The 20,069-nt window shown below is 36.3% G+C and carries 18 protein-coding genes and 1 pseudogene; 13 read left to right on the forward strand and 6 right to left on the reverse strand.

The features are described from left to right. Nucleotides 1-40: 40 nt before the first annotated feature. On the reverse strand, nucleotides 41-667 hold the full coding sequence (locus ACOI1C_RS15165) for a toast rack family protein (protein WP_422511382.1): 627 nt from the start codon (nucleotides 665-667) through the stop codon (nucleotides 41-43). 105 nt (nucleotides 668-772) lie between these two features. Here ACOI1C_RS15165 and ACOI1C_RS15170 point away from each other — a divergent pair, with 105 nt between their 5' ends. Beyond that, nucleotides 773-1,243, forward strand: coding sequence for a hypothetical protein (locus tag ACOI1C_RS15170; protein WP_422511341.1), 471 nt, complete (start codon nucleotides 773-775; stop codon nucleotides 1,241-1,243). Nucleotides 1,244-2,007: 764 nt separating this feature from the next. Here the strand turns inward: ACOI1C_RS15170 and ACOI1C_RS15175 are convergent. Further along, nucleotides 2,008-2,349: a hypothetical protein gene (locus tag ACOI1C_RS15175; protein WP_422511342.1), complete on the reverse strand. Its 342-nt coding sequence runs from the start codon at nucleotides 2,347-2,349 to the stop codon at nucleotides 2,008-2,010. Then, on the reverse strand, nucleotides 2,346-2,624 hold the full coding sequence (locus ACOI1C_RS15180) for a hypothetical protein (protein ID WP_422511343.1): 279 nt from the start codon (nucleotides 2,622-2,624) through the stop codon (nucleotides 2,346-2,348). Before ACOI1C_RS15180 ends, ACOI1C_RS15175 begins: the two co-directional genes overlap by 4 nt. Nucleotides 2,625-3,145: 521 nt before the next feature. Here ACOI1C_RS15180 and ACOI1C_RS15185 point away from each other — a divergent pair. From ACOI1C_RS15185 to ACOI1C_RS15210, 6 genes are all read left to right on the forward strand, one after another. Next, on the forward strand, nucleotides 3,146-3,445 hold the full coding sequence (locus ACOI1C_RS15185; RefSeq protein WP_422511344.1) for a nucleotide pyrophosphohydrolase: 300 nt from the start codon (nucleotides 3,146-3,148) through the stop codon (nucleotides 3,443-3,445). A 47-nt stretch (nucleotides 3,446-3,492) separates the two neighbouring features. Next, nucleotides 3,493-5,115 (forward strand): DUF2075 domain-containing protein, encoded by a 1,623-nt coding sequence (locus ACOI1C_RS15190; RefSeq protein ID WP_422511345.1) that lies wholly within the window; start codon nucleotides 3,493-3,495, stop codon nucleotides 5,113-5,115. 365 nt (nucleotides 5,116-5,480) lie between these two features. Continuing rightward, the gene (locus tag ACOI1C_RS15195) at nucleotides 5,481-7,508 is read left to right on the forward strand and encodes a DEAD/DEAH box helicase (protein ID WP_422511346.1); all 2,028 of its coding nucleotides are present in this window, start codon (nucleotides 5,481-5,483) and stop codon (nucleotides 7,506-7,508) included. Between the two features lie 37 nt (nucleotides 7,509-7,545). Then, complete coding sequence (locus ACOI1C_RS15200) at nucleotides 7,546-8,496, forward strand: hypothetical protein (protein WP_422511347.1); 951 nt, start codon at nucleotides 7,546-7,548, stop codon at nucleotides 8,494-8,496. A 187-nt stretch (nucleotides 8,497-8,683) separates the two neighbouring features. Beyond that, nucleotides 8,684-8,953: a hypothetical protein gene (locus ACOI1C_RS15205; RefSeq protein ID WP_422511348.1), complete on the forward strand. Its 270-nt coding sequence runs from the start codon at nucleotides 8,684-8,686 to the stop codon at nucleotides 8,951-8,953. A gap of 362 nt (nucleotides 8,954-9,315) precedes the next feature. Then, nucleotides 9,316-10,209, forward strand: coding sequence for a hypothetical protein (locus ACOI1C_RS15210; protein WP_422511349.1), 894 nt, complete (start codon nucleotides 9,316-9,318; stop codon nucleotides 10,207-10,209). A gap of 366 nt (nucleotides 10,210-10,575) precedes the next feature. Here ACOI1C_RS15210 and ACOI1C_RS15215 read toward each other — a convergent pair whose 3' ends face one another. Beyond that, nucleotides 10,576-11,907 (reverse strand): NAD(P)-binding domain-containing protein, encoded by a 1,332-nt coding sequence (locus ACOI1C_RS15215; RefSeq protein ID WP_422511350.1) that lies wholly within the window; start codon nucleotides 11,905-11,907, stop codon nucleotides 10,576-10,578. Nucleotides 11,908-11,997: 90 nt separating this feature from the next. Then, nucleotides 11,998-12,450 carry a MarR family winged helix-turn-helix transcriptional regulator gene (locus tag ACOI1C_RS15220; protein WP_422511351.1) on the reverse strand — a complete coding sequence of 151 codons (453 nt, stop codon included), beginning with the start codon at nucleotides 12,448-12,450 and terminating at the stop codon, nucleotides 11,998-12,000. A 654-nt stretch (nucleotides 12,451-13,104) separates the two neighbouring features. On the opposite strand from ACOI1C_RS15220, the gene ACOI1C_RS15225 reads away from it, so the two are divergent. The 5 genes and pseudogenes from ACOI1C_RS15225 to ACOI1C_RS15245 all read left to right on the forward strand — a co-directional run bounded on the left by ACOI1C_RS15225 (nucleotide 13,105) and on the right by ACOI1C_RS15245 (nucleotide 18,907). Further along, nucleotides 13,105-16,407, forward strand: coding sequence for an SNF2 helicase associated domain-containing protein (locus ACOI1C_RS15225; protein WP_422511352.1), 3,303 nt, complete (start codon nucleotides 13,105-13,107; stop codon nucleotides 16,405-16,407). A 65-nt stretch (nucleotides 16,408-16,472) separates the two neighbouring features. Continuing rightward, the gene (locus ACOI1C_RS15230; protein ID WP_422511384.1) at nucleotides 16,473-16,742 is read left to right on the forward strand and encodes an NUDIX hydrolase; all 270 of its coding nucleotides are present in this window, start codon (nucleotides 16,473-16,475) and stop codon (nucleotides 16,740-16,742) included. Nucleotides 16,743-16,749: 7 nt separating this feature from the next. Continuing rightward, the gene (locus tag ACOI1C_RS15235; RefSeq protein WP_422511353.1) at nucleotides 16,750-16,902 is read left to right on the forward strand and encodes a hypothetical protein; all 153 of its coding nucleotides are present in this window, start codon (nucleotides 16,750-16,752) and stop codon (nucleotides 16,900-16,902) included. Nucleotides 16,903-17,039: 137 nt separating this feature from the next. After that, nucleotides 17,040-17,607: pseudogene (locus ACOI1C_RS15240) on the forward strand (DUF4256 domain-containing protein). 694 nt (nucleotides 17,608-18,301) lie between these two features. Then, entirely contained in the window at nucleotides 18,302-18,907 is a 606-nt protein-coding gene (locus ACOI1C_RS15245; protein ID WP_422511354.1) for a Crp/Fnr family transcriptional regulator, read from the forward strand. Here ACOI1C_RS15245 and ACOI1C_RS15250 read toward each other — a convergent pair. Then, a complete protein-coding gene (locus ACOI1C_RS15250) occupies nucleotides 18,894-19,610 on the reverse strand; it encodes a DUF4386 domain-containing protein (RefSeq protein ID WP_422511355.1) in 717 nt (238 codons plus the stop codon). The genes ACOI1C_RS15245 and ACOI1C_RS15250 overlap by 14 nt on opposite strands. A gap of 216 nt (nucleotides 19,611-19,826) precedes the next feature. Between ACOI1C_RS15250 and ACOI1C_RS15255 the strand changes: the two genes are divergently transcribed. Next, nucleotides 19,827-20,063 carry a TetR/AcrR family transcriptional regulator gene (locus tag ACOI1C_RS15255; RefSeq protein ID WP_422511385.1) on the forward strand — a complete coding sequence of 79 codons (237 nt, stop codon included), beginning with the start codon at nucleotides 19,827-19,829 and terminating at the stop codon, nucleotides 20,061-20,063. The last annotated feature ends 6 nt before the right edge of the window (nucleotides 20,064-20,069 follow it).

Raw genomic sequence — 20,069 nt, forward strand, 5'->3', positions numbered from 1 at the left:
GGACCAGCGTTGTCCCCAAAGCTGGTCCCATCTATAATCCTCAATTTTCAACAGTAACTTCGAGCCCGCCGACACCAAAGTCCAAATCTATGTCTATTTTTACTGGAGCATTCTCGTAGGCTTCGTTAATATAGACACCATCACCTTGTGAAATAAGACCGCTTATATCTGTTCCGCCAATACCTTTGTCAACTTTTATTTTGACACCAACGTTTTTTGGAACAATAATTTCTGTATCACCCACTCCGTTTGAGATTTTAGCGTCGAAGCTATTTTTCCAATCACCGCTTAAATCAATGAGTGTTTTTCCTACCCCTGTACTAATAGTTAGACTTGCTAATTGTAGACCGGCTAGATTTAGTTCTGTGCCTGTCGCACCTGAATCAATATTCAAATCAATTGGAATATTATTCGAAAGTTCTACATTCCACTCGTTTTGATAATTGGTAAAGTTAGTTATTTTTTTTGTGCTTGGTTGATCAATGGAGAGATTACCTGTGTTCCCCTTTAAATCATAATTGAATTCTGGCTTCATTTTAGCAGTGCTGTATTCAAATGATCCATTTGCCCAGTCCTCCGAACCTCCATTAACAGTTAGCTCGCCTGCTCCTAAGTGCAGATCAATCTTGAGACGAGGGGACAGGTCCCTCGTCTCACTTTTCCCTATTGAGTCTGTAACTTCTTTCTTTAACCGGTCTAATTACTCCTCGATATAAAAAGTGCTACATGTATCAATTTATGATAAAATCTTTAACTAAGGGAGGTGATAACAATGGAAGAGAAAATTCTTGCTGCATTACAACAAATCAATGCCAAACTATCCGGTCATGATGAAATGTTTAAGCAGATTAACCACAAACTATCCGGTCATGATGAAATGTTTAATCAGATTAACCACAAACTATCCGGTCATGATGAAATGTTTAATCAGATTAACCACAAACTATCCGGCCATAACGAGATGTTTAAGCAGATTAACCACAAACTATCCGGCCATAACGAAATGTTTAATCAGATTAAGGAACAACTTAAAGAACATAGTGTAATTTTAGGTGCTTTAAAAACGGGTCAGGAAGCAACCACTGCAGAAATTTGTGAACTTAGGCTCCAAAATGCTAAAGACTTTGGCATGCTTAAAGAACAAATTAAGGAAATGGAAATTAGCCAAGACTTATTAAAAGAGGATACCTGGGACAACAAAAAAGATATTCGTCGTATTCAACAAACGATGGGGATGAGCTAAGTCATATTCTTGGACAAGTCAGCATCTAAAGAACCACTTTGTTTTGCCCCTACAAAAAGTACCTCAAAGATTTAACTCGTTGTCTCTCACCTTATATTTCGTTAAATAATTTACGTAAAAATAAAAAGTAGTTTCTCTTTAATTAAGGGGCGCAGTTAAATCTAAATCCAGAACGGATTCAGGCTGTGTTCCCTTTTTATGTAAAGTCGGACAGGGGGAATGACTCCTTGTTGCAACACCTCGTCCCCAAAAGTTTTCTCGAAATAAAGGGAAATAATGTCAATTGAAGAATATAAGTATTTATAAAAAATTAAAACTAGTATAGGAGTTATCTCTACGAAAAGAATATCAATTTATAAAAATGAAAGTGGCAAGCAAAGTAACATTTATTGGCCCCCATTTTATGGAGCGGGTATCATATTAAGGTTAGCAACTTTTTTACCAGAAAAAATTGTGTGTTCCATTCTTGTTTCACCATCGGGAATGAAAGTGCAAGGAAGGAAGCGTGGAACCTTGAAAGAGAAGAATTGCAGCGGTAGGCAATGGCTTTGAATTGTTTATGTCAGCTACAACAGATGATAGTGCGGGAACGAATCAGTGGAAAAATGGATCTTAGCTATTTATATATCAGGCTCTGTTAAAGTTTAATTTTGATTTTTACTATGATAAACGGACTTCTAATTATATGGGAGTCCGTTTCATTGTTACTAATGGCTTCTTGAACTAACGCAACCGTTTTTTGTTGAAGTAGATTTTTTCACAATCTAAAAACCTTGGTCACTTCTAATTTCAACACCATTAGGGTCAACAATAGGTGATGAAACAAGGTTTTTTATTACCGCTTGTTTGATTGTAACTACATCTCCAACTTCTGAGCTAATATTATATGTAGAATTTCCGAACAGAGTAAAAAGGTTGTTTTCTAATCCTGCTTTTTTTATTACCAACTTTAATTCTTGGATTTTCACCTGGTGATTCAAGGAGTCTACTACTTCTTCATTGGTTTGAAGCTCCATTCTAAAATTATATGGTGTTGCAATAAGGGTTCTTCGTTCTCCTTTATCAACTTTCCAATTGAGTTTATTGGCATTTTCACATGTCTTCATTTGTTTGTTTCTTTTTCAGAAACAAAGAAACCAATATGGTTAAACATTCTCTTTTTTCCGTATCCCAAAGTAATATTTATAATTCCTTTCCTTGCCTCAATAATTCGAAAAAGGATATTTTTCTCTCGAAAGTCATCCCATCTTAAGGGAGGATTAAACTTTTGGAAGTCACCCTCGTATCTTCCTATACGATGAGAAATGACAAACCCATTTTCTACATAGAATTTTTCCATTTCTTCTACAAATGGCGTCCGAAAATGATAATGAAAAAGCATAGATTGCACCTTTTTTTTGTATATTGTTTTTTTTTACGAAAAAAGACTTGGAATAAATCGTATTGGAGCTAACTCAATTACCTATCTTAATCATGACTCTGTTGTACTAAAACAAATTTCAGATGTAGCAGTCGAGAAAATAGCTTCAAAATATAAAAGTAATGGTAAACAAATATTCATTTCCTTTGATAAGATATCTGCCTATAGTTCGGTTAGTCAAAAAACATTTAAGGAAAATAAAGTGTTAGATTTGTAAGTAAATGGATAGGAGCTGTTCGGAAGGTCGTGGAATAACAGATAACGTGTACTGATTTTAAGTATGAAACGAATAGTTTAACCTATTTGCATACAATTTAAATATTTGGTTCCAGGCACTCTCCATTCATTGGATAGTACTCGGTACCTTTTTATGTTTTAGGAAGAAGTGTAGACTATTTTTCTGAAATGTGATTCCTTATCTATAAACAAATGGTAAAATAAAATATACTTACAAAAATATACAGAAAAATCAAGGTGATCAAATGAAAGATATCATCCAAAAAATCCTCCAATTCAGAGACGAACGAGGTTGGAAGGAATATCATAACGAAAAAGATCTAGCTATCTCTATCTCTTTAGAAGCTAATGAACTACTTGAAAACTTTCAATGGAGAAGTAGTGAAGAAGCTGTTATTGAATCGATGGAAAATATAAAAGAAGAGATGGCTGATGTACTTATTTATCTTTTACAGTTAGCAGATAGGTTAGATGTTGATTTAGAAGAGGAAGTACATAGAAAGATGGAGAAGAATGCTATAAAGTATCCCGTCAATAAAAATTGAGGTTTTAATAGCAAATTCATAGTTTAGCAAGTAGAGGAGATCTACATATGACCCAAGTAGATATAAGAACAATGCCATTTACCAAAACATCAATAGATAGTATCAATAAAGACTATTATGCTGATTACCCAGTTGTCTACTTTTTAAATAATAATACAACAGTCTATATTGGTGAAACAGTTGCTGTAAGAAATCGTATGAGGGATCATCTCAATAATCATGAGAGAAAAACATTAGAGAAGATGACGTTGATTATCCATGAGAAGTTTAATCAATCTGCTACATACAATATCGAAACAAAGTTGATAAATTACTTCTTGGCAGATGAGCGATACAAGCTACAAAATAAGAGCCAGACGTCCAAAAGTGTGATGCATAATTATTATGAAAAACAATTCTATAATGAAGAATTATTCAAGGATATATGGAATGAATTGCTTAAAAAGAAAATAGTAAATCATTCTAGTAATACCATTGAAAATAAGGATATCTTTAAGTTATCTCCATTTAAGGAATTAACAATAGAACAACTTGAGCTCAAACAAAAAATCATCGAGGTATGTGAACAGCATATTAATGATGATAAAACTTTTGTGTTTTTAATAAAAGGAGAAGCTGGAGTAGGCAAAAGTGTAGTTTTGAGTTCTGTCTTTAACAAGTTACAAGAACTATCAAAGGAAAAGTCTTCAGATCTGTTTAAAACGGAGAATTATTTACTAGTAAACCATTCCGAGATGCTAAAAACATATAAGAGAATAGCAGGAAATGTTAAAGCGCTCAGCAAGAAAAACTTTGATAAGCCAACTAGTTTTATTAATAAGCGTAAAACCTTGAATGAAAAAGCTGATGTTGTCTTCGTAGATGAAGCACACTTATTATTAACTAAGCCAGACCGATATAATAATTTTAATGAAGAGAATCAACTACAAGAAATTATCAGACACAGTAAAGTCGTCATAGCAGTTTATGATGATAAGCAAGTGTTAAAGATGAAAAGCTACTGGGATGAAGCTAAGCTCCAGAGTATTTTAGGGGAATGTAATATGGACGTTCCATATAAGCTAACCAACCAATTCCGAATGAGAGCAAGTAATGAAATGATTCAGTGGATAGATTATTTAGTAGAAAAGAAGATTACGGACATTCCTAAACAACCAAATTATGATTTTAGAATCTTTGATTCAGCTGGTGAAATGTATAATGTCATCCAGGAAAAGAACAAAGAACACGGATTAGCTAGAATTGTCTCAACCTTTGACTATGTACATAAGAAAGATGGTAACGAGTACTACGTTGAAGAAGAAGGATTTAAACTTCCATGGAACGGTGATTACGGAAATGATACCTGGGCTGAAAAAGCTGAAACAGTCAGAGAAGCAGGTTCCATTTATACAATACAAGGGTTTGATCTAAATTATGTTGGTGTCATTTTAGGACCATCTATCTCTTATGATGAAGAAAGTGATGGATTAAAAATACTAACAGAAAATTATAAGGACACGGAAGCTTATCGGGGCAAAGATGAGTTTGAGGATAGTGAAGGGGTAAAAGAGAAAATCATTTTGAATTCTCTGAATGTGCTCATGAAAAGAGGGATTCATGGATTGTATATTTATGCTAGTGATCCGAAACTAAAAGTTAGGTTAGCGGCGCTAAACCAATGTGAGTAAATAAATTTTATTTGTTTAATAGCTTAATTGATTCCGCGAAGGCTGTAGAGATTTGCCTTTCTACTAAAGGATTTGGTGCCTGAACCCAAGTGCGTTAATGCTTTAGTTGAGTGAGGGACAGACCACTTTCTTTGGTGGCGTGTTTATATGGTTAGATCCCAATTACTTTAAAAGAATGGTGTCTATTTTTTATGTAAAAGGAAGGATCAGATCACATGTATCATGTCTAGTTATCTATTATTTTATCGACAAACAACATACGAACTTCGAAAGTGATAGGTATCATTATTTTGTCGAAATTATTAAAAATTAATGGTAAAATATGAATACTAAAGGTAGTAGACTACAAAGTGGGTGACTTTATTTTGGAAAGGTATCTTTTTAAGTTAAATCAAGAGTTACTTGATTTAAACTCAATTGAAATGGATGCGTCATTGATCCATTTTTTTAAAAAAGCAGATATTTCTGACCAATTATTTGAGATGGAAAATGATCAAGGGATTACTAGAAAATTTTCGATTAACTGGGAAGAGGGACTTTTGCAAGGTAGAGGAATAAAAGGTTTCTTCGCCAAGTATACAACCGAATATTTAACAATTGAATATATGGAAAATAATAAAATAAAAGTAAGTGCTCCAATCAATTCTCCAGCGGAATCTTTTATTTCAGAATTTCGAAATAAAGAACATGCAAATAAAGTATTGGAATCAATCGTGAGTTTTACAAACATTCCCGATAAATGGTTCCAACTTTATGAAAATGCAAAAGTATTTAAGGGTGTTCCGAGTCATAATGAGTTAATCTGCCTACCTTATGTGCGTGAAATAGAACCTTTTGATTACCAAGTCAATACAGTGAAATCGGTAATCAACCGTTTCAAGGGGAGGGTTTTATTAAGTGATGAAGTGGGACTTGGTAAAACCGTTGAAGCTGGGTTAACGATGTTAGAATATGTTATGCGCGGCTTGGTGAAAAAAATCTTAATTCTTGTGCCCCCATCTCTTGTCGGACAATGGGAAAATGAAATGAAAAGGAAGTTCAATCAAGACTTTATTCGTTCAGATCACCCGGATTTCAAAAAAATGGGTGATAGTGCTTGGGGGCATCATCAAAAGGTGATTGCTTCCATAGAAACAGCTAAACGGAGAAACCATCGTGAAGCTATTTTTGAACAACATTACGATTTAATTATCGTCGATGAAGCCCATCATTTAAAAAACAGGACCACACAAAAATGGCAGTTTGTGAATGGAATTAATAAGAAATATATCTTTTTGCTAACCGCCACTCCAGTTCAAAATCATCTTGAGGAACTGTACAATTTAATCACGCTATTAAAACCAGGACAATTAAGAACTTATAGTTATTTTAAGAAGAATTTTGTTGAAAGTAAGGATGGAATTGAAGTTAAAAATGCTGGTGTACTTAAAAACTTGTTAGCAGATGTCATGATTCGCAATAAACGAAGTAATGTCGATGTCAAGTTTACCAAGAGATCTGCTTATACAAGGACTGTTGCTCTTTCAAAACAGGAAAAGGATTTATATGATGATTTGAGTAAGTTTATTCGCAATCAATACAAAGTGCAGCATCCAGTTCTGAACCGGTTTATGCTTAAAAATCTTCAAGAACAGATAGGAAGCTCCATTATAGCAATCATTCCCTCATTAGAGAGATTAAGTTCTAATGAAAAGTTATCTAATTTTGACGTAAAGGCGATGAAAAAATTTCTCGACCGAGCTAAAACAATTGCCCAAAATGAAGAGCAGTCGAATGCGAAAGTAGAGGAGCTTGTATCTATTTTAACAGAATTTAAAGATAAGATGATTGTCTTTACTAAGTTCGCTTCGACCCAAGCCTATATAAGTAATTTGTTGAAGGAACGAGGGTTTATAGTGGCTGAATTTCATGGTGGATTACGCCGAAAAGAGAAAGAAGAACAAGTCACTTTCTTTAGAGAAAAGGCAGACGTTTTAGTAAGCACGGAAGTCGGTGGTGAAGGTAGAAATCTACAATTCTGTCATGGGATGATAAACTTTGATTTGCCTTGGAATCCTATGGCCATTGAACAACGGATTGGACGAATTCACCGTATTGGGCAAGAAAAGGATGTTGTTGTTTATAATCTAACTTCTAAAGACACGATTGAGTATTATATTTTAGACTTATTGGATCGGAAAATTAATATGTTCGAACTTGTCGTCGGTGAGGTGGATGCCATTTTAGGTGATATTGAGGAAAAAGAAGATTTTTCGGATTTGGTTATGAATGCATGGGTTAATGCGGAATCGATTGAAGATGTTCAATCAGAACTTGACCAAATTGGCCAAAACCTACTTGAGAATAAACAAAAGATGATTAAGCAAAAGCAACTAGACGATCACTTGTTTTAAAAATGGGTATATTATCCACAAGTAATGGAGGTGTATGATGCAGTTACAGCAGTTTGTCACCGAGATTTTTGAAGAGCTAGGTGGGCTAGTAGAGCCAATTGAATATGCTTTGTGTAGTGTACTAATTCCCGAAGAATACACACATTATTTTCAAAATAAATCAGAAATCATGCTTGCCTTTGATTTTGAAGTAGCACAGGAAAATCCGGGGGCGGAATTCGTTACCTTTGGTAGTTTTATTTTAGAACAATTACTGGCTATTCTTCACAGACAAGCAGTAAGTTCCTTGCGTTTCGCAGAGGTTGAGCGCTTAGAGGTAGGGAATTCTATAAAGAAGATCACAGATTTTCTAAAGAATGAATCGGGTAAGATTAGCGTTGAAAACGAAAGACCCGTTCTTGGCGTATGGGCCGTTTTCCAATATCAAATAACCTATCTAGCGGAGGAAAAAATAGAAACATCGGAACAAGTTTGGATAAACTTATTAACAAACAAAATTAGTTCGATTATGAAAAAAGAACAAAATCGAATCACTTATAAAAACAAATCACTTTACCCCTACCCAGTCCCGGTCCCAATTAATTTATCAAATGCGTTAAATGTCACAACAACCTATTTAAAACAATCAGTTGAACAAAATAATTACTCCAATCCAGTTGCATTAGAAAAAGATGTTACTAGAATCACAGACTATTATACAGAGTTACTGCATGAAAATGATAAACGGGCTAGCCGAATGGGATTAAGTGAGGAGAAGAAACGAGAAATCACGGAAAAATCCGATACAATTATACTGGAAAGAGATAAACAATTGCAGGAAATTCATACTAAATACAACGGTCAAACGGAAGTCAATCTGGATAATGCGATATTATATTTTATCCCTATATTAGAGTTTTCAATAAATATAGAATTCAGAGGTATGATAAAAAGCAAGATTGTTTATTTTAATCCAATAACCAAACAGTTTTTTGAAGGGAGCTCTTAAGAAAAGGCGTACCTGTCTGGTAAAAGATGGCGCAGTTGGACCTTGGGATGGAAAAATGTATAAAGCAGTTTCAATTTTTTTTAAAGCAAGACAGTATAAGCACATGCAATGATTACAGCTAATGCTTTTGGTGCATGACCCCTAGTAGGCAAGACTCAATTTAGCATATAGAAAGTGGTGTTATAAGATGGATGACTACTGGGAGCAGAGAGTAAGTAAAATAATATGTCTTGATAATCAAAACTTGAATAACAGTGAAGATGACCTCCCCCATGTTACGGATAAAACTCTCGAAATGTACTTGAATTATTTGAAAACCAATTTAGTTTTTCCTTTTGAAGCTACTTATGATAAGGAAGTTGGCCCTTTTTCAATGAAAGAGTATCACATGAAGGTAATCAAGCTTGCTGAACACTACGATGATTTTTACGGAATAACATGTGAAGCTAAAGAATGAAGAAATAAGCAGTACATCCTAATGGCAGAATTAAAAATAAGCCCAAGCAACCCAAACTTTACTCTATTGGATGATTATAATAGCTGGTTTTGGAATTACAGGTAATTAAAATCATGTAGCCCAATCATAAAATGGCCAACATAAAAAAGTGGGTATCCCCTATCAGAATATACGCTTTTAGCCTTATCTTTAATTTCCATACTAAAATAGATTTGGAAAATTGTAGTTACTACTAAATAGTTAAGGAATAGATAATCTCTATTCCTTTAAAGTAAAATATATCATGTAAAGAGGATTACCCGAGTATTTTGTCGAAATAGTATATCTGATTGAAAATAGATTACTGAAAGGATGATCCCTAATTGGTTCAAGACTTTAACATTCCTCGTAACCACAAGGACATTGGGCTTCGTTCCCTCGCTGTCATGTTCAAAGACGAATTCCTTCCCTTCACTGGTATGCAGCTTCCGAAAGTGAAAGATGTTATACAAACAAATGTTGCTACAATTGAAGTAAAAGACCGAGGAATGGACCTCAATTTTCTTCTAGAAGATGAAACAATCGCCCACATCGAATTTGAATCAGATCCCCTAAGCGCAAAAGACCTTATCCGCTTTGCCCACTATGACCTAAAACTTTTTGAACAACGCAAACAAAAAATCCGCCGAATCATTATTTTCTCATCCGGAGTTCCAGAAACCACGTTAAGAGAGCTAGATATCGGAAGTGTGACACAAAAACATGATTGTCTTTTCCTTGAACATGATTTTGATGGCGATGAGATTTTTGGTAAGATTAAGGAGACAATTAAGAATAAAGAAGAGTTTACAAACACAGAGAGACTAGAAATCATCTTATTGCCCATGATGAAATCAATGAAGTCTACAAGTTCAAAACGTGCATTTGAACTGACTAAAGCATTACAAAATTATCACATTGAAGACATTTCCTATTTTCTTATTGGTGCAATGGTTGCGGTCAATTATAGTGGAATTCAAGATCCAGAGAAATTAAAAATACTGGAGGTGTTAGAAATGGCAAAGCCATTTGAAGAGCTTTATAAAAAATTTGAAGATAAAGGGAGAGAAAAAGGAAGAGAAGAAGGATTACAAGAAGGATTACAAGAAGGATTACAAGAAGGACAGAAAAAACAAAGTATAGCCATCGCCAAAAAGCTTGTAATCAAGGGAATGAGTCCAGAAGTTATTTCTGAAATAACAGGACTATCACAGAGAGAAATTGATGAACTCAAATAAATGGATGGCAAAGGGAAGGGTTCTTCCTCCCCGTAAAACTTAGGGGGAAACTGTCCGAATGCACTAACTATAATATAGTCATAAAAACGGGCCACTAGATTGTTTTTAACGTTTTCTAAAAAGAATTCTCCCTCTTCAAGCGTGTGAAGGGCGAAGACCAACGGTAAGGGGGAGATGAATTTCGGTTGGGCGTTAGCCCAAAGGCTTTTTCTTTTTTTTTTATAAGCTATAATCAGTCTTATAAAGTATAAGGGTTGATATGAAATGAAATTAGATAGGAAAAAACAAAGGGACGTTTCTCCTGCTTCCTAAGTAGCAATAGAACAGTCCCTTTGCTTCATGAGCGCAATGGCTATAATGTTTTGTTCACCCACAACAAGTAGAGGTCTTAATTTCCAACTTCACAGGTCCACTGCCACAACATGAGCTACTTTCAGATTGTTTTTGTGTTATCCCTGTACTACAAACTCCTGTTTCAGGAAGCTCGAGCTGAACTTCTTTGGCTCCTGTAAAATCTCCCGTCATATATGCCACCACAGATCGCACTTGCTCATATCCAGTGGCAAGTAAGAAGGTTGGGGCTCTTCCATAGCTCTTCATCCCCACGATATAAAAATCCTTTTCAGGTTGGCGCAGCTCTGCTTCGCCATGTGGCCTGACGGTTCCACAGCTATGCACATTCGGATCAATTAATGGGGCAAGCGCTTTAACACTCTCTACGGAATCGTCAAGACTGATTCGGACTTCACTACTAAAGGAAGTGTCTGGCCTAAATCCTGTACTTACAATGATTTCATCCACATCATGAAAGCTCACTTCTTCACCCTCTAACTCGCCAATGACAGTTACTTTATCACCGTTCATCTTCAATTGCTCGATATAAAACGGCGTGATCACTTTAATATTTTCTGATTCTACTAGCCTTTGAATTCGAATTCCTAGCTCACCACGTGCTGGAAGCTGATCATTTTCCTGTCCTCCATACACAGATGCCACATTGGTTTTTCGTAGTACCCAATAGATGGTTGTTGCTGGATATGTGTCCTTTAAACTCGCTACATCGAGTAATGCGTTAATGGCAGAATGCCCACTTCCCACAACCATAATGGTCTTATTCACATACCGATCTTTCATTTCAGGGATATTTGGAATCCCATAATAGATTTTATCTTGTAGATTTCGCTCTGCTTTTGTCCATAATCCATTAGAAAGTGTAGGATTTGGGGAGCGCCAAGTACCAGAAGCATCAATAATTGCTTTTGCTTCGAATACCTTTGTTTCTTCTCCTACTTCTACGTATATTTGGAAAGGAAGTTGATCTCTGTTTATCGTTTTTAATTTATCAATTCCTTTTCTAGTTATTCCAACTACTTTCGCTTGTAATAGGATTTGATTCTGGATTTGTGGCAGCTGGCTAAGTGGAAGTAAATACTCTTTTACCAGTTCTAGCCCAGTCGGAAGTAACTCACCATTTGGTGATTTCCAGCCTGATGCCTCAAGTAGTTCCCTCGCCACTTTATCCATGTTATATTGCCACGGTGAAAACATTCGAACATGACCCCATTCAAGGACACTTGCCCCCACTTTTTCACCAGATTCAAAAATAATGAAGCTTTCTCCCTTTTTCACTAAGTGTGCCGCAGCGGCAAGACCAACAGGTCCTCCTCCTATAATTGCAACTGGTAATTGTGAACTCATTTGTTTTCCTCCTCAGTTTTATGAAGTAACTTTTCCATAGCTATTACATTGAGACGGTAACCATATTAGTCATCAGTGTGACCCCTTTACCTAGCAATCTTCGTCGCAACAATCTGAGCGATAGCGTAACGTAGGATTTTCCATTACTTTGGCTAATAATTTGATGGAACGCTGAACATTTTCCCTTTCAAACTCTGACATTTCCAAAAAAATATCATTCAAAAACCGATTTACTTGTCGATCAATTCCTACAGCTGTTTGTTCACCTTTTCCTGTCAGGCTAAGAAGAGTAATCCGTTTATCCTCCGAATATGGCACCTTTTTAACTAACCCCATTTTGACAAGGGTTTGTATTTGTCGACTAAATGTTGTGATATCAATACCTAATATCTCAGACAGTTGCTGAATCGACAGGTCACTTCGCTTATCGATTTCATATAGAATGTGACTTTGAATTGCCGAAACGTCGACTCCATCAACCGAGCAACACGTTTTACTTAGAAGGCCAAATCTTCTTGTCATGGTTTGAAAGTATTCTCTCATGTTCAATCTCCTTTATAGACTTTATGAATAGGTCCTTTTTAACAAGCAAGAACCATCAATATTATTTGCAAAATACAAACAATATACATTTAAAAAACATTTAAATGTTTTAATATATGTTTATATTATGATAAAACACTTGTATTATGCAAGTATTATCTTACATCAGTCATAAATTATCATTGATCTGTTACATGCATTCTTTTAGCATGAAGAAAAGCCATGAATGAATCATGGCTTCTTATACTAAAACTTATTTTATTTCCACTTACTTTTTCATGATTTCAACCAGTTCTTGATATCCTAATTCTTGTGCGTTTGTAATAACTGACATCACTTCGGCATCTTCTTAGTTAGAATCGGCACCTGCATCTAACAATTAATTGAATCTTATTTTAACGATATAAAAGAAAAGTGCGTTTAACCCGTTTGTTCCTATTCGTGCTATAAGTGCCAGTAACCTTCCAGTTAATTGGATAGTACCGGGCACCTTTTTTTTTGCTATGTCTGGGTCTAAACGGTGCGCCTGCGCTTTTAGTTATGTGCTCGAATGATTAAGCAATACATAAATTGGTCATTCTAGTAGTATAGCTTTTTACTAGTCTAGTGGATAAAATAGTGAATATAAATAATGAACGAAGGTGTGGGAACTTGATGGTTAGAACAATAGTAAATTTCGATGTGAAGGAAATGGTCAGCTCATCCAATTATCGGAAGGGACATAGTTATTTTACACAAGGAAAGGTAAGGAATTTAATTTTCGATCGAGCTAAAGGTGAGTGGAACGCAACGGTTGTAGGGTCCAAGCATTATGAAGTTGTTATTTCTGAAGATGATATTGGCCTTGAGTTCGATTGTACTTGCCCAGCCTTTAACAGTTATTATGATGGGGAATGTAAGCATATAGCGGCTGTCTTACTTAAAATTCAAGGATCGGATGCCAGGGTGGAGAAAACCTCTACCATGAGTCTACAAGAAAAACAACAAGAGCTTAAGAGAAAGCAAGAAGAGATGCATAGGCAGGCATTTGAAAGACAAGCCGTCTATGTAAAACAGTTAACAAGTCAGTTTATTAACACGTTTGCATACCAATTTCAAGATCGTCTTATCCAAGAGGAAATGATAGAAAAACAGCCCTTACTGGTCGAATGGATCTGTAAAATGAACAATACTATAAACCGGAACACAATTCTCACACTAGAAATGAAAGTAGGGAACAAGAGAACATATGTGGTTAAAGATATAAAAAATTTTCTAACTGCTGTCAAAGAAGGCAAGCAGTATCCATTTACAAAGAACTTTACGTTCGATTCAACTGAATTTACTTTTACAGAAGAAGACCAACAGCTTATTGACCTTTTACAGGAAGCTATGAAGTATGAAGATATGTATCAAAGCTTGCAATCTACTTATAATCATTATGGCGGATCGTCATCTGATGTGCGGGCGATCACCATTTCACCTATCCTGGCTGATAGAGTAGTAGAAAATCTTGCGAAAGGGAAGGTTGAATTTCAACATGGGGGCAACCTCTACCATCAACTCCACTTCCATACAGACGAATTACCCTTTCGTTTCAAGTTAGACAAGGGAACCCAAGGTGCATTTCAATTAGATGTTTCGGAATTTCAAGCTGTAGGCTACTTAGAGTTCTATAACTATGTTGTCAATAAGAATAACTTTTATAAGCTGTCACCAATCCAGCAACCATTTGTCAAAGAATTAAAAAAGCTTGTCCGGCTAGCTAACACACAAGTGATTCCCATTACGAATGATCAAATTGAGCCGCTTTTATCCTACGTAGTACCGATGATAGATGGGGTTGGTATGTTAGAAATTACTGAAAGTATTTCAAGCAAAATAATAAAGCTTCCTTTGCAAGCAAAAATGTATGTTGATTTAATAGATGATTTACTACATGTGACGTTGGACTATCATTATGGAGAGTATCGTTATAATCCGTTTCATCATAAGTCAGTTCAGGAAACAAAGGATCCGATTTTAATAAGAGATGTGGAAAGGGAACAAATGATCATGAATGTGATCGAAGCGAGTAGCCTTAAGGCAAATGGAGAGCTTCTTTATTTAGAGGGAGAAGAAAATATCTTTGGGTTTCTATATGAGACAGTACCGAGATTAGAGCAGATGGTAGAAGTTCTCCTTACTAAGAAAGTTAAATCCTTTTTTCTATCAGAACAGCATGCACCTGTTACTACTATTGATGTCGATTCAACAGGGAATTGGTTAGAAGTAAGCTTCGAAATGGACGGAATTGAACAGGAAGATATTCAAAATATAGTACGATATGCAGTTGAGAAAAAGAAATATTATCGACTCCCAAGTGGCGCATTTGTGTCTCTAGAGTCAGATGAGTTCCAAACGATTCAGCACATCTTTCATGAATTAAATTTTAAACGATCACATTTGAAAGAGAATTTATTACAATTGCCACTTTACAAGGGAATGCAGCTTGAAGAGATTGTTGAAGGAAATCCAGGTCGAAATACCAAAAGTGGAAAACAATTTCGCCAGCTACTCACCCGTCTTAAAAATCCAGAAGAGCTTGACTTTGAGGTTCCAGCCTCCTTACATGCAGAACTTAGAGACTATCAAAACTATGGGTACCAATGGCTAAGTACATTAAAATATTATGGACTTGGCGGTGTACTTGCAGATGATATGGGTCTAGGAAAAACGTTGCAAAGTATAGCCCTTCTCCTAGCTGACAAAGAGAAGTATCAAGGAAGTAAACCGTCTTTAATTATAGCGCCGGCTTCACTTGTCTATAATTGGAAAAATGAACTTGGGAAATTTGCGCCATCCTTACGTTCAGAAGTTATGATAGGATTACCACAAGAACGTCTGGATATGCTTCAGGGTAAGGACCTTCCTGATGTTTGGATTACCTCTTATCCGACTTTAAGACAGGACATAGAGCATTATCTACAACATGAATTCCGTATTCTTATTTTAGATGAAGCACAGGCAGTCAAGAACTATGCAACCAAAACGGCGAGATCAGTTAGAAGTATCCAAGCAGATAGTCGTTACGCTTTAAGCGGAACACCGATAGAGAATTCAATCGATGAGCTATGGTCTATTTTCCAAACGATCATGCCTGATTTCTTTCCGAGCCAAAAGGCCTTTCGCCAGTTAGCTCCTGAAAAGGTAGCAAAAGTAATCAAACCATTCCTACTGCGACGATTGAAAAAAGATGTATTGAAGGAATTGCCTGATAAAATTGAGACGGTTCATGTTTCGGAGCTTACGAAAACCCAAAAAGAGCTGTATCTTGCATACCTCGAGAAACTGAAATCAGAAACACAGGATTCATTAGAAGGTGAAGGGTTTCAAAAGAGTCGCATGAAAATTCTTGCTGGCTTAACAAGACTTCGCCAGTTATGCTGCCATCCCTCGTTATTTTTAGAGGATTATAAAGGTGACTCAGGAAAGCTACAACAATTAATAGAGATTGTGCAAAATGCTTTGGAAAATGGAAAAAGGTTATTAATTTTTTCTCAATTTACTAGTATGCTAGCCATAATCAAGAACGTATTAGAAGAGAAAGATATAAACTTCTTTTATTTAGATGGTCAAACACCCTCAAAGGAACGCATCGAACTAGTGGATCGATATAATAATGGGGAATCGGACATTTTCCTCATTTCCTTGAAGGCCGGAAACACTGGATTGAATTTGACTGGAGCCGATACGGTCATATTGTATGATCTTTGGTGGAATCCAGCTGTAGAGGAACAGGCAGCAGGACGAGCGCACCGAATGGGTCAGAAAAATGTTGTTCAAGTGATCCGACTCATCACTCACGGGACTATCGAAGAGAAAATGTATGAATTGCAGCAAAGTAAAAAGGAGCTTATCGAAAGAGTGATAGATCAAGGAGATCAAGCAATATCTAGAATTACAGAGGCGGATATAAGAGAGATACTCAGTATTTAGCTTGGAAGCCGAACTAAGATAATTGCTCTAGGTAGGATGGATTTGTCAAAGATGGAGAAGGAAATATCCTTTTAGTAAAAACTCGTGATGGTGGTTGGGTTTACCCTGGCGGACAAGTGGAAGTTGGAGAAAATCTGATGGATGCTTTGGTTCGTGAAATCAAAGAGGAAAGCGGAATAGACACCACGGTTAGCTACTTAATTGGTGTCTATTCGAATACAGGGATATTTAAATGGTATGATGGTGTGACTGATGTTCCTACCCAAGTTATGTTTGATTTCGTATGTAAACCTGTTGGTTGGGAGTTAGCTGTTTCTGAAAGAAACAACGGATAGTCGCTGGGTGGCGAAAGATCGTGTTCTTGATTTTATTACACATCCAGCTATTCGCACTCGCTATCAGGCTTATTTAGAGTTTAACGGAGCGGTAGAATATATGGAATATGTAACGATCCCAAAGTTTACAGTTAAACACCAAACAGGTATATCAAAGTAGAGTGTTTCTCGTTGTTGAGCTAATGGGGGGCTTTAGTGAAAGTTCAAAGCAGCCAAATCTGGCAGCTTTTCTTATGGTGCTAACGGGTAGTTAGTCCTTAAACCATAATGAGTAAAAACAATAAGGAGGAAACCAATATGACAAAGAGAAATAAGGAGTTGTCACTAGAACAACGTGAAGAACTACTCAGAACTTTGCAAGTCCGTTTTTTAGAAAAACATGAACCGGCATAAAGGTCTGGAATGGGCTAAGGTACAAGCTAAGCTCGAAGCTAATCCTGAAAAACTGTGGTCGCTGGGTGAAATGGAAGCAACTGGTGGTGAACCGGACGTTGTTGGCCATGATAAAAAGACGGGCGAATACATGTTTTATGATTGCTCAGCGGAAAGTCCTATAGGTCGCAGAAGTGTTTGTTACGACCGCGATGCGCTAGAGTCAAGAAAAAAAAATAAACCAGAAAATAACGCTATGGATATGGCTGATGCCATGGACGTTGAGCTTTTAACGGAAGAACAATACCGGGAGTTCCAGAAACTTGAGAATTTCGATACGAAAACATCGAGCTGGGTGGAAACACCTGCTACTATTAGAAAACACGGGGGAGCCATCTTTTGTGATCGTCGCTACGACACTGTCTTTGTGTACCACAATGGAGCAGAATCCTACTATGCTGCAAGGGGTTTCCGTGGCTCGCTAAGTGTCTGAATTTTACTCAGAAAGCTATAGTGCCTAGCACCTTTTTCATTGATAAATGAACCTATGGCATATAGCTTCTATGGTTCTTTTTTTTAGCTACATTCTATTAATTACTCCTTACCAATATACACAACTTAAAACCCCTATAGATGTACTATGATATTCTAAAAAAGGTTGGACTTTTCCTTCTTAAGGTCTAGGAACCATAGTTCCTGGCACCTTTTGTATTATTTTTTAACAATTTCCATAATGTATCAAAGTTAAGATGTAGTAATGATATATATAGATATATAAGTGGAGGTGGAAAATTGCCAAATATCAGACCTAGATCTGACCTGAGAAATAAATATAACGAGATCTCAGGTTTTTGCCGTGAGACTTCAAAGCCAGTGTAAATCACGAAAAATGGAAAAGGTGATTTAGCAGGATAGACTAGAAGCTGCCAGACACTCACCAATACAAACTAGACAAGCAAAAGAAATGGCTGATTTATAAGGTATGAGTTCGCATCAACTCATTGATATATCAGATTATGGTTCATCATCAAAGCACAACTGAGGATTAAAATATAATAGTGTAGATAAAAATCAAGGACTTCCAACAACTTTTCTAACATACATTTTCCATGTAGGTCTACAATGTCAATAGCTTATAGGAGATAAATACAGTGAACACTAAATATAAAAGATGAAAGGGGAGCGCAATGAAACGAATTTTATTTGATTATATGTCTAGATTCACATCGCTTAAAGAAGATGAACAACAGGCTATCGCTGGAGAAATAGTTATTGAGACATTTAAAAAAGGAACAGTTCTCCTTAAACAAGGAGATGTTCCTACCAAATGTTTTTTCGTGTTGAAGGGATGCGTGAGGCAGTATTCAATTGATGAAATGGGAAAAGAGATCACATCTAATTTTTATACTGAAGAGCAAGCCATTGCGATTTTTAATCAACATAAACAAGATAAGTCATCCGAGTACACCTTTACCTGTCTTGAAGACTCCGTACTTGTCGTTGGTGACTTATATACCGAAAAGGACATGTATAACAAATATTCTCAATTGGAATCAATAACACGCAAGATGATAGAGGAAAGCTTTGGTCAAGTACAAGAAGAATTTGCTGCATTTATGGCTTCTACACCTGAAAAACGATTCAAAGCACTACTACTAAGACGTCCTTATTTAATTGATCGCGTACCTCAACATCAACTGGCGAGCTATCTCGGTATTACTCCAGAATCATTGAGCAGAATCAAGAAGCGGGTCTATAAAGAAGAGAATCTAGAAGATGTTACTTCATTGTAGAGACCTTCCCACCTCTGAAAAGCAACCATAACCCAAAGCCCAACTCTCCTACAATCATTGGAAGAATAAACACAAAGTCAAGTAACATAAACGCATCGTATTGTGGCAAAAAGGTTTTGCAAAGGTGAGTTAGAATATAGCCTATTGAAGCAACTAATAATAAGATGCTTATGATTTTGGGAATACTTTCTGATTTTGAAGCCACATAGCCTACAACAAAAAGGTGCACACCAAAAATAATCAAACCAATAGACCAAATCACTTCAAAAGCTTCTAAAAACAGCATCACCTGTGCTTGAAGCTGATCGGTATCAAATGCAGATAAATAATTTGAACCGTTCGTGAGAAGCATCACTACTACCAAATTCAGTATGGCAAGTCCCAATATAGTCGCGTATGTAAGACGAAGCCATGCAGCAAGCAAAGACAGGTTTTTACTTAATGGCTTCATAAAGATAAAAAAAGCCCACGCGACCACGATGTCACAGATCAGGATGATGAGCCACCCAAAGATTTCAGCTTTGAAAAGTATAGTTGATGACAGGATGTTGTTAAATGTGGCGCTGACATTGCCATGCACCACAAGACTTCCATGGGCAAAGCCATAGGAAAAAGAGGCAGCAAGCGTCATTATGATTAGTGAAGTCCCCGCAATCAAAGCAGATTTTCGCTGATCTGTTCGTTCTCTTACTAAGTTAGCCATTATATAACCCCCCATGTTTTCAGTGTTGAGTTTATTGTAATAGGTAATTAAAAGATGGTCATTGACTTAAATCAAGATTGCCGATCATAATAGCAAAAGGTGCAGAGCCTGAGGCTGCCGATCAAGCCTTAGTTCAAGAAGAAAGCATAGGGACGGCTCTCTTGCTTCCATGATGTTGATTCCCAACCGATTACCAATACAACAAAGATTAAAATTATTGAGGTATCGATTGAACTGTTTTCAAAAAGAGGATTTAGTGGAGCCTCGATCAGAGGTATTACCAAGGATGTGGGGATAAAGGAAAGCTCATTGTGTAAACATTTTAGAAACAAAGATGAGATCCTCGAAACTATTTTTGTGAACTTTCGCAAAGAAACCGATAAAATCCTTCCACCCATGGAGCACATTAATTGGATTGTAGAGACAATGACTCTAAAAGATTCAACTCCTTGAACATGT

Origin of the sequence: Bacillus sp. DJP31 (assembly GCF_049310945.1) — a bacterium.
In the GTDB taxonomy this organism is placed as follows: Bacteria; Bacillota; Bacilli; order Bacillales; family SA4; genus Bacillus_BS.

Bases quoted from the DNA above. Each gene is read 5' to 3' on its own strand.
- ACOI1C_RS15170 (WP_422511341.1), top strand. From the start codon at position 773: ATGGAAGAGAAAATTCTTGCTGCATTACAACAAATCAATGCCAAACTA.
- ACOI1C_RS15175 (WP_422511342.1), bottom strand. From the start codon at position 2,349: ATGAAGACATGTGAAAATGCCAATAAACTCAATTGGAAAGTTGATAAA.
- ACOI1C_RS15180 (WP_422511343.1), bottom strand. From the start codon at position 2,624: ATGCTTTTTCATTATCATTTTCGGACGCCATTTGTAGAAGAAATGGAA.
- ACOI1C_RS15185 (WP_422511344.1), top strand. From the start codon at position 3,146: ATGAAAGATATCATCCAAAAAATCCTCCAATTCAGAGACGAACGAGGT.
- ACOI1C_RS15190 (WP_422511345.1), top strand. From the start codon at position 3,493: ATGACCCAAGTAGATATAAGAACAATGCCATTTACCAAAACATCAATA.
- ACOI1C_RS15200 (WP_422511347.1), top strand. From the start codon at position 7,546: ATGCAGTTACAGCAGTTTGTCACCGAGATTTTTGAAGAGCTAGGTGGG.
- ACOI1C_RS15205 (WP_422511348.1), top strand. From the start codon at position 8,684: ATGGATGACTACTGGGAGCAGAGAGTAAGTAAAATAATATGTCTTGAT.
- ACOI1C_RS15215 (WP_422511350.1), bottom strand. From the start codon at position 11,907: ATGAGTTCACAATTACCAGTTGCAATTATAGGAGGAGGACCTGTTGGT.
- ACOI1C_RS15220 (WP_422511351.1), bottom strand. From the start codon at position 12,450: ATGAGAGAATACTTTCAAACCATGACAAGAAGATTTGGCCTTCTAAGT.
- ACOI1C_RS15225 (WP_422511352.1), top strand. From the start codon at position 13,105: ATGGTTAGAACAATAGTAAATTTCGATGTGAAGGAAATGGTCAGCTCA.
- ACOI1C_RS15245 (WP_422511354.1), top strand. From the start codon at position 18,302: ATGAAACGAATTTTATTTGATTATATGTCTAGATTCACATCGCTTAAA.
- ACOI1C_RS15250 (WP_422511355.1), bottom strand. From the start codon at position 19,610: ATGGCTAACTTAGTAAGAGAACGAACAGATCAGCGAAAATCTGCTTTG.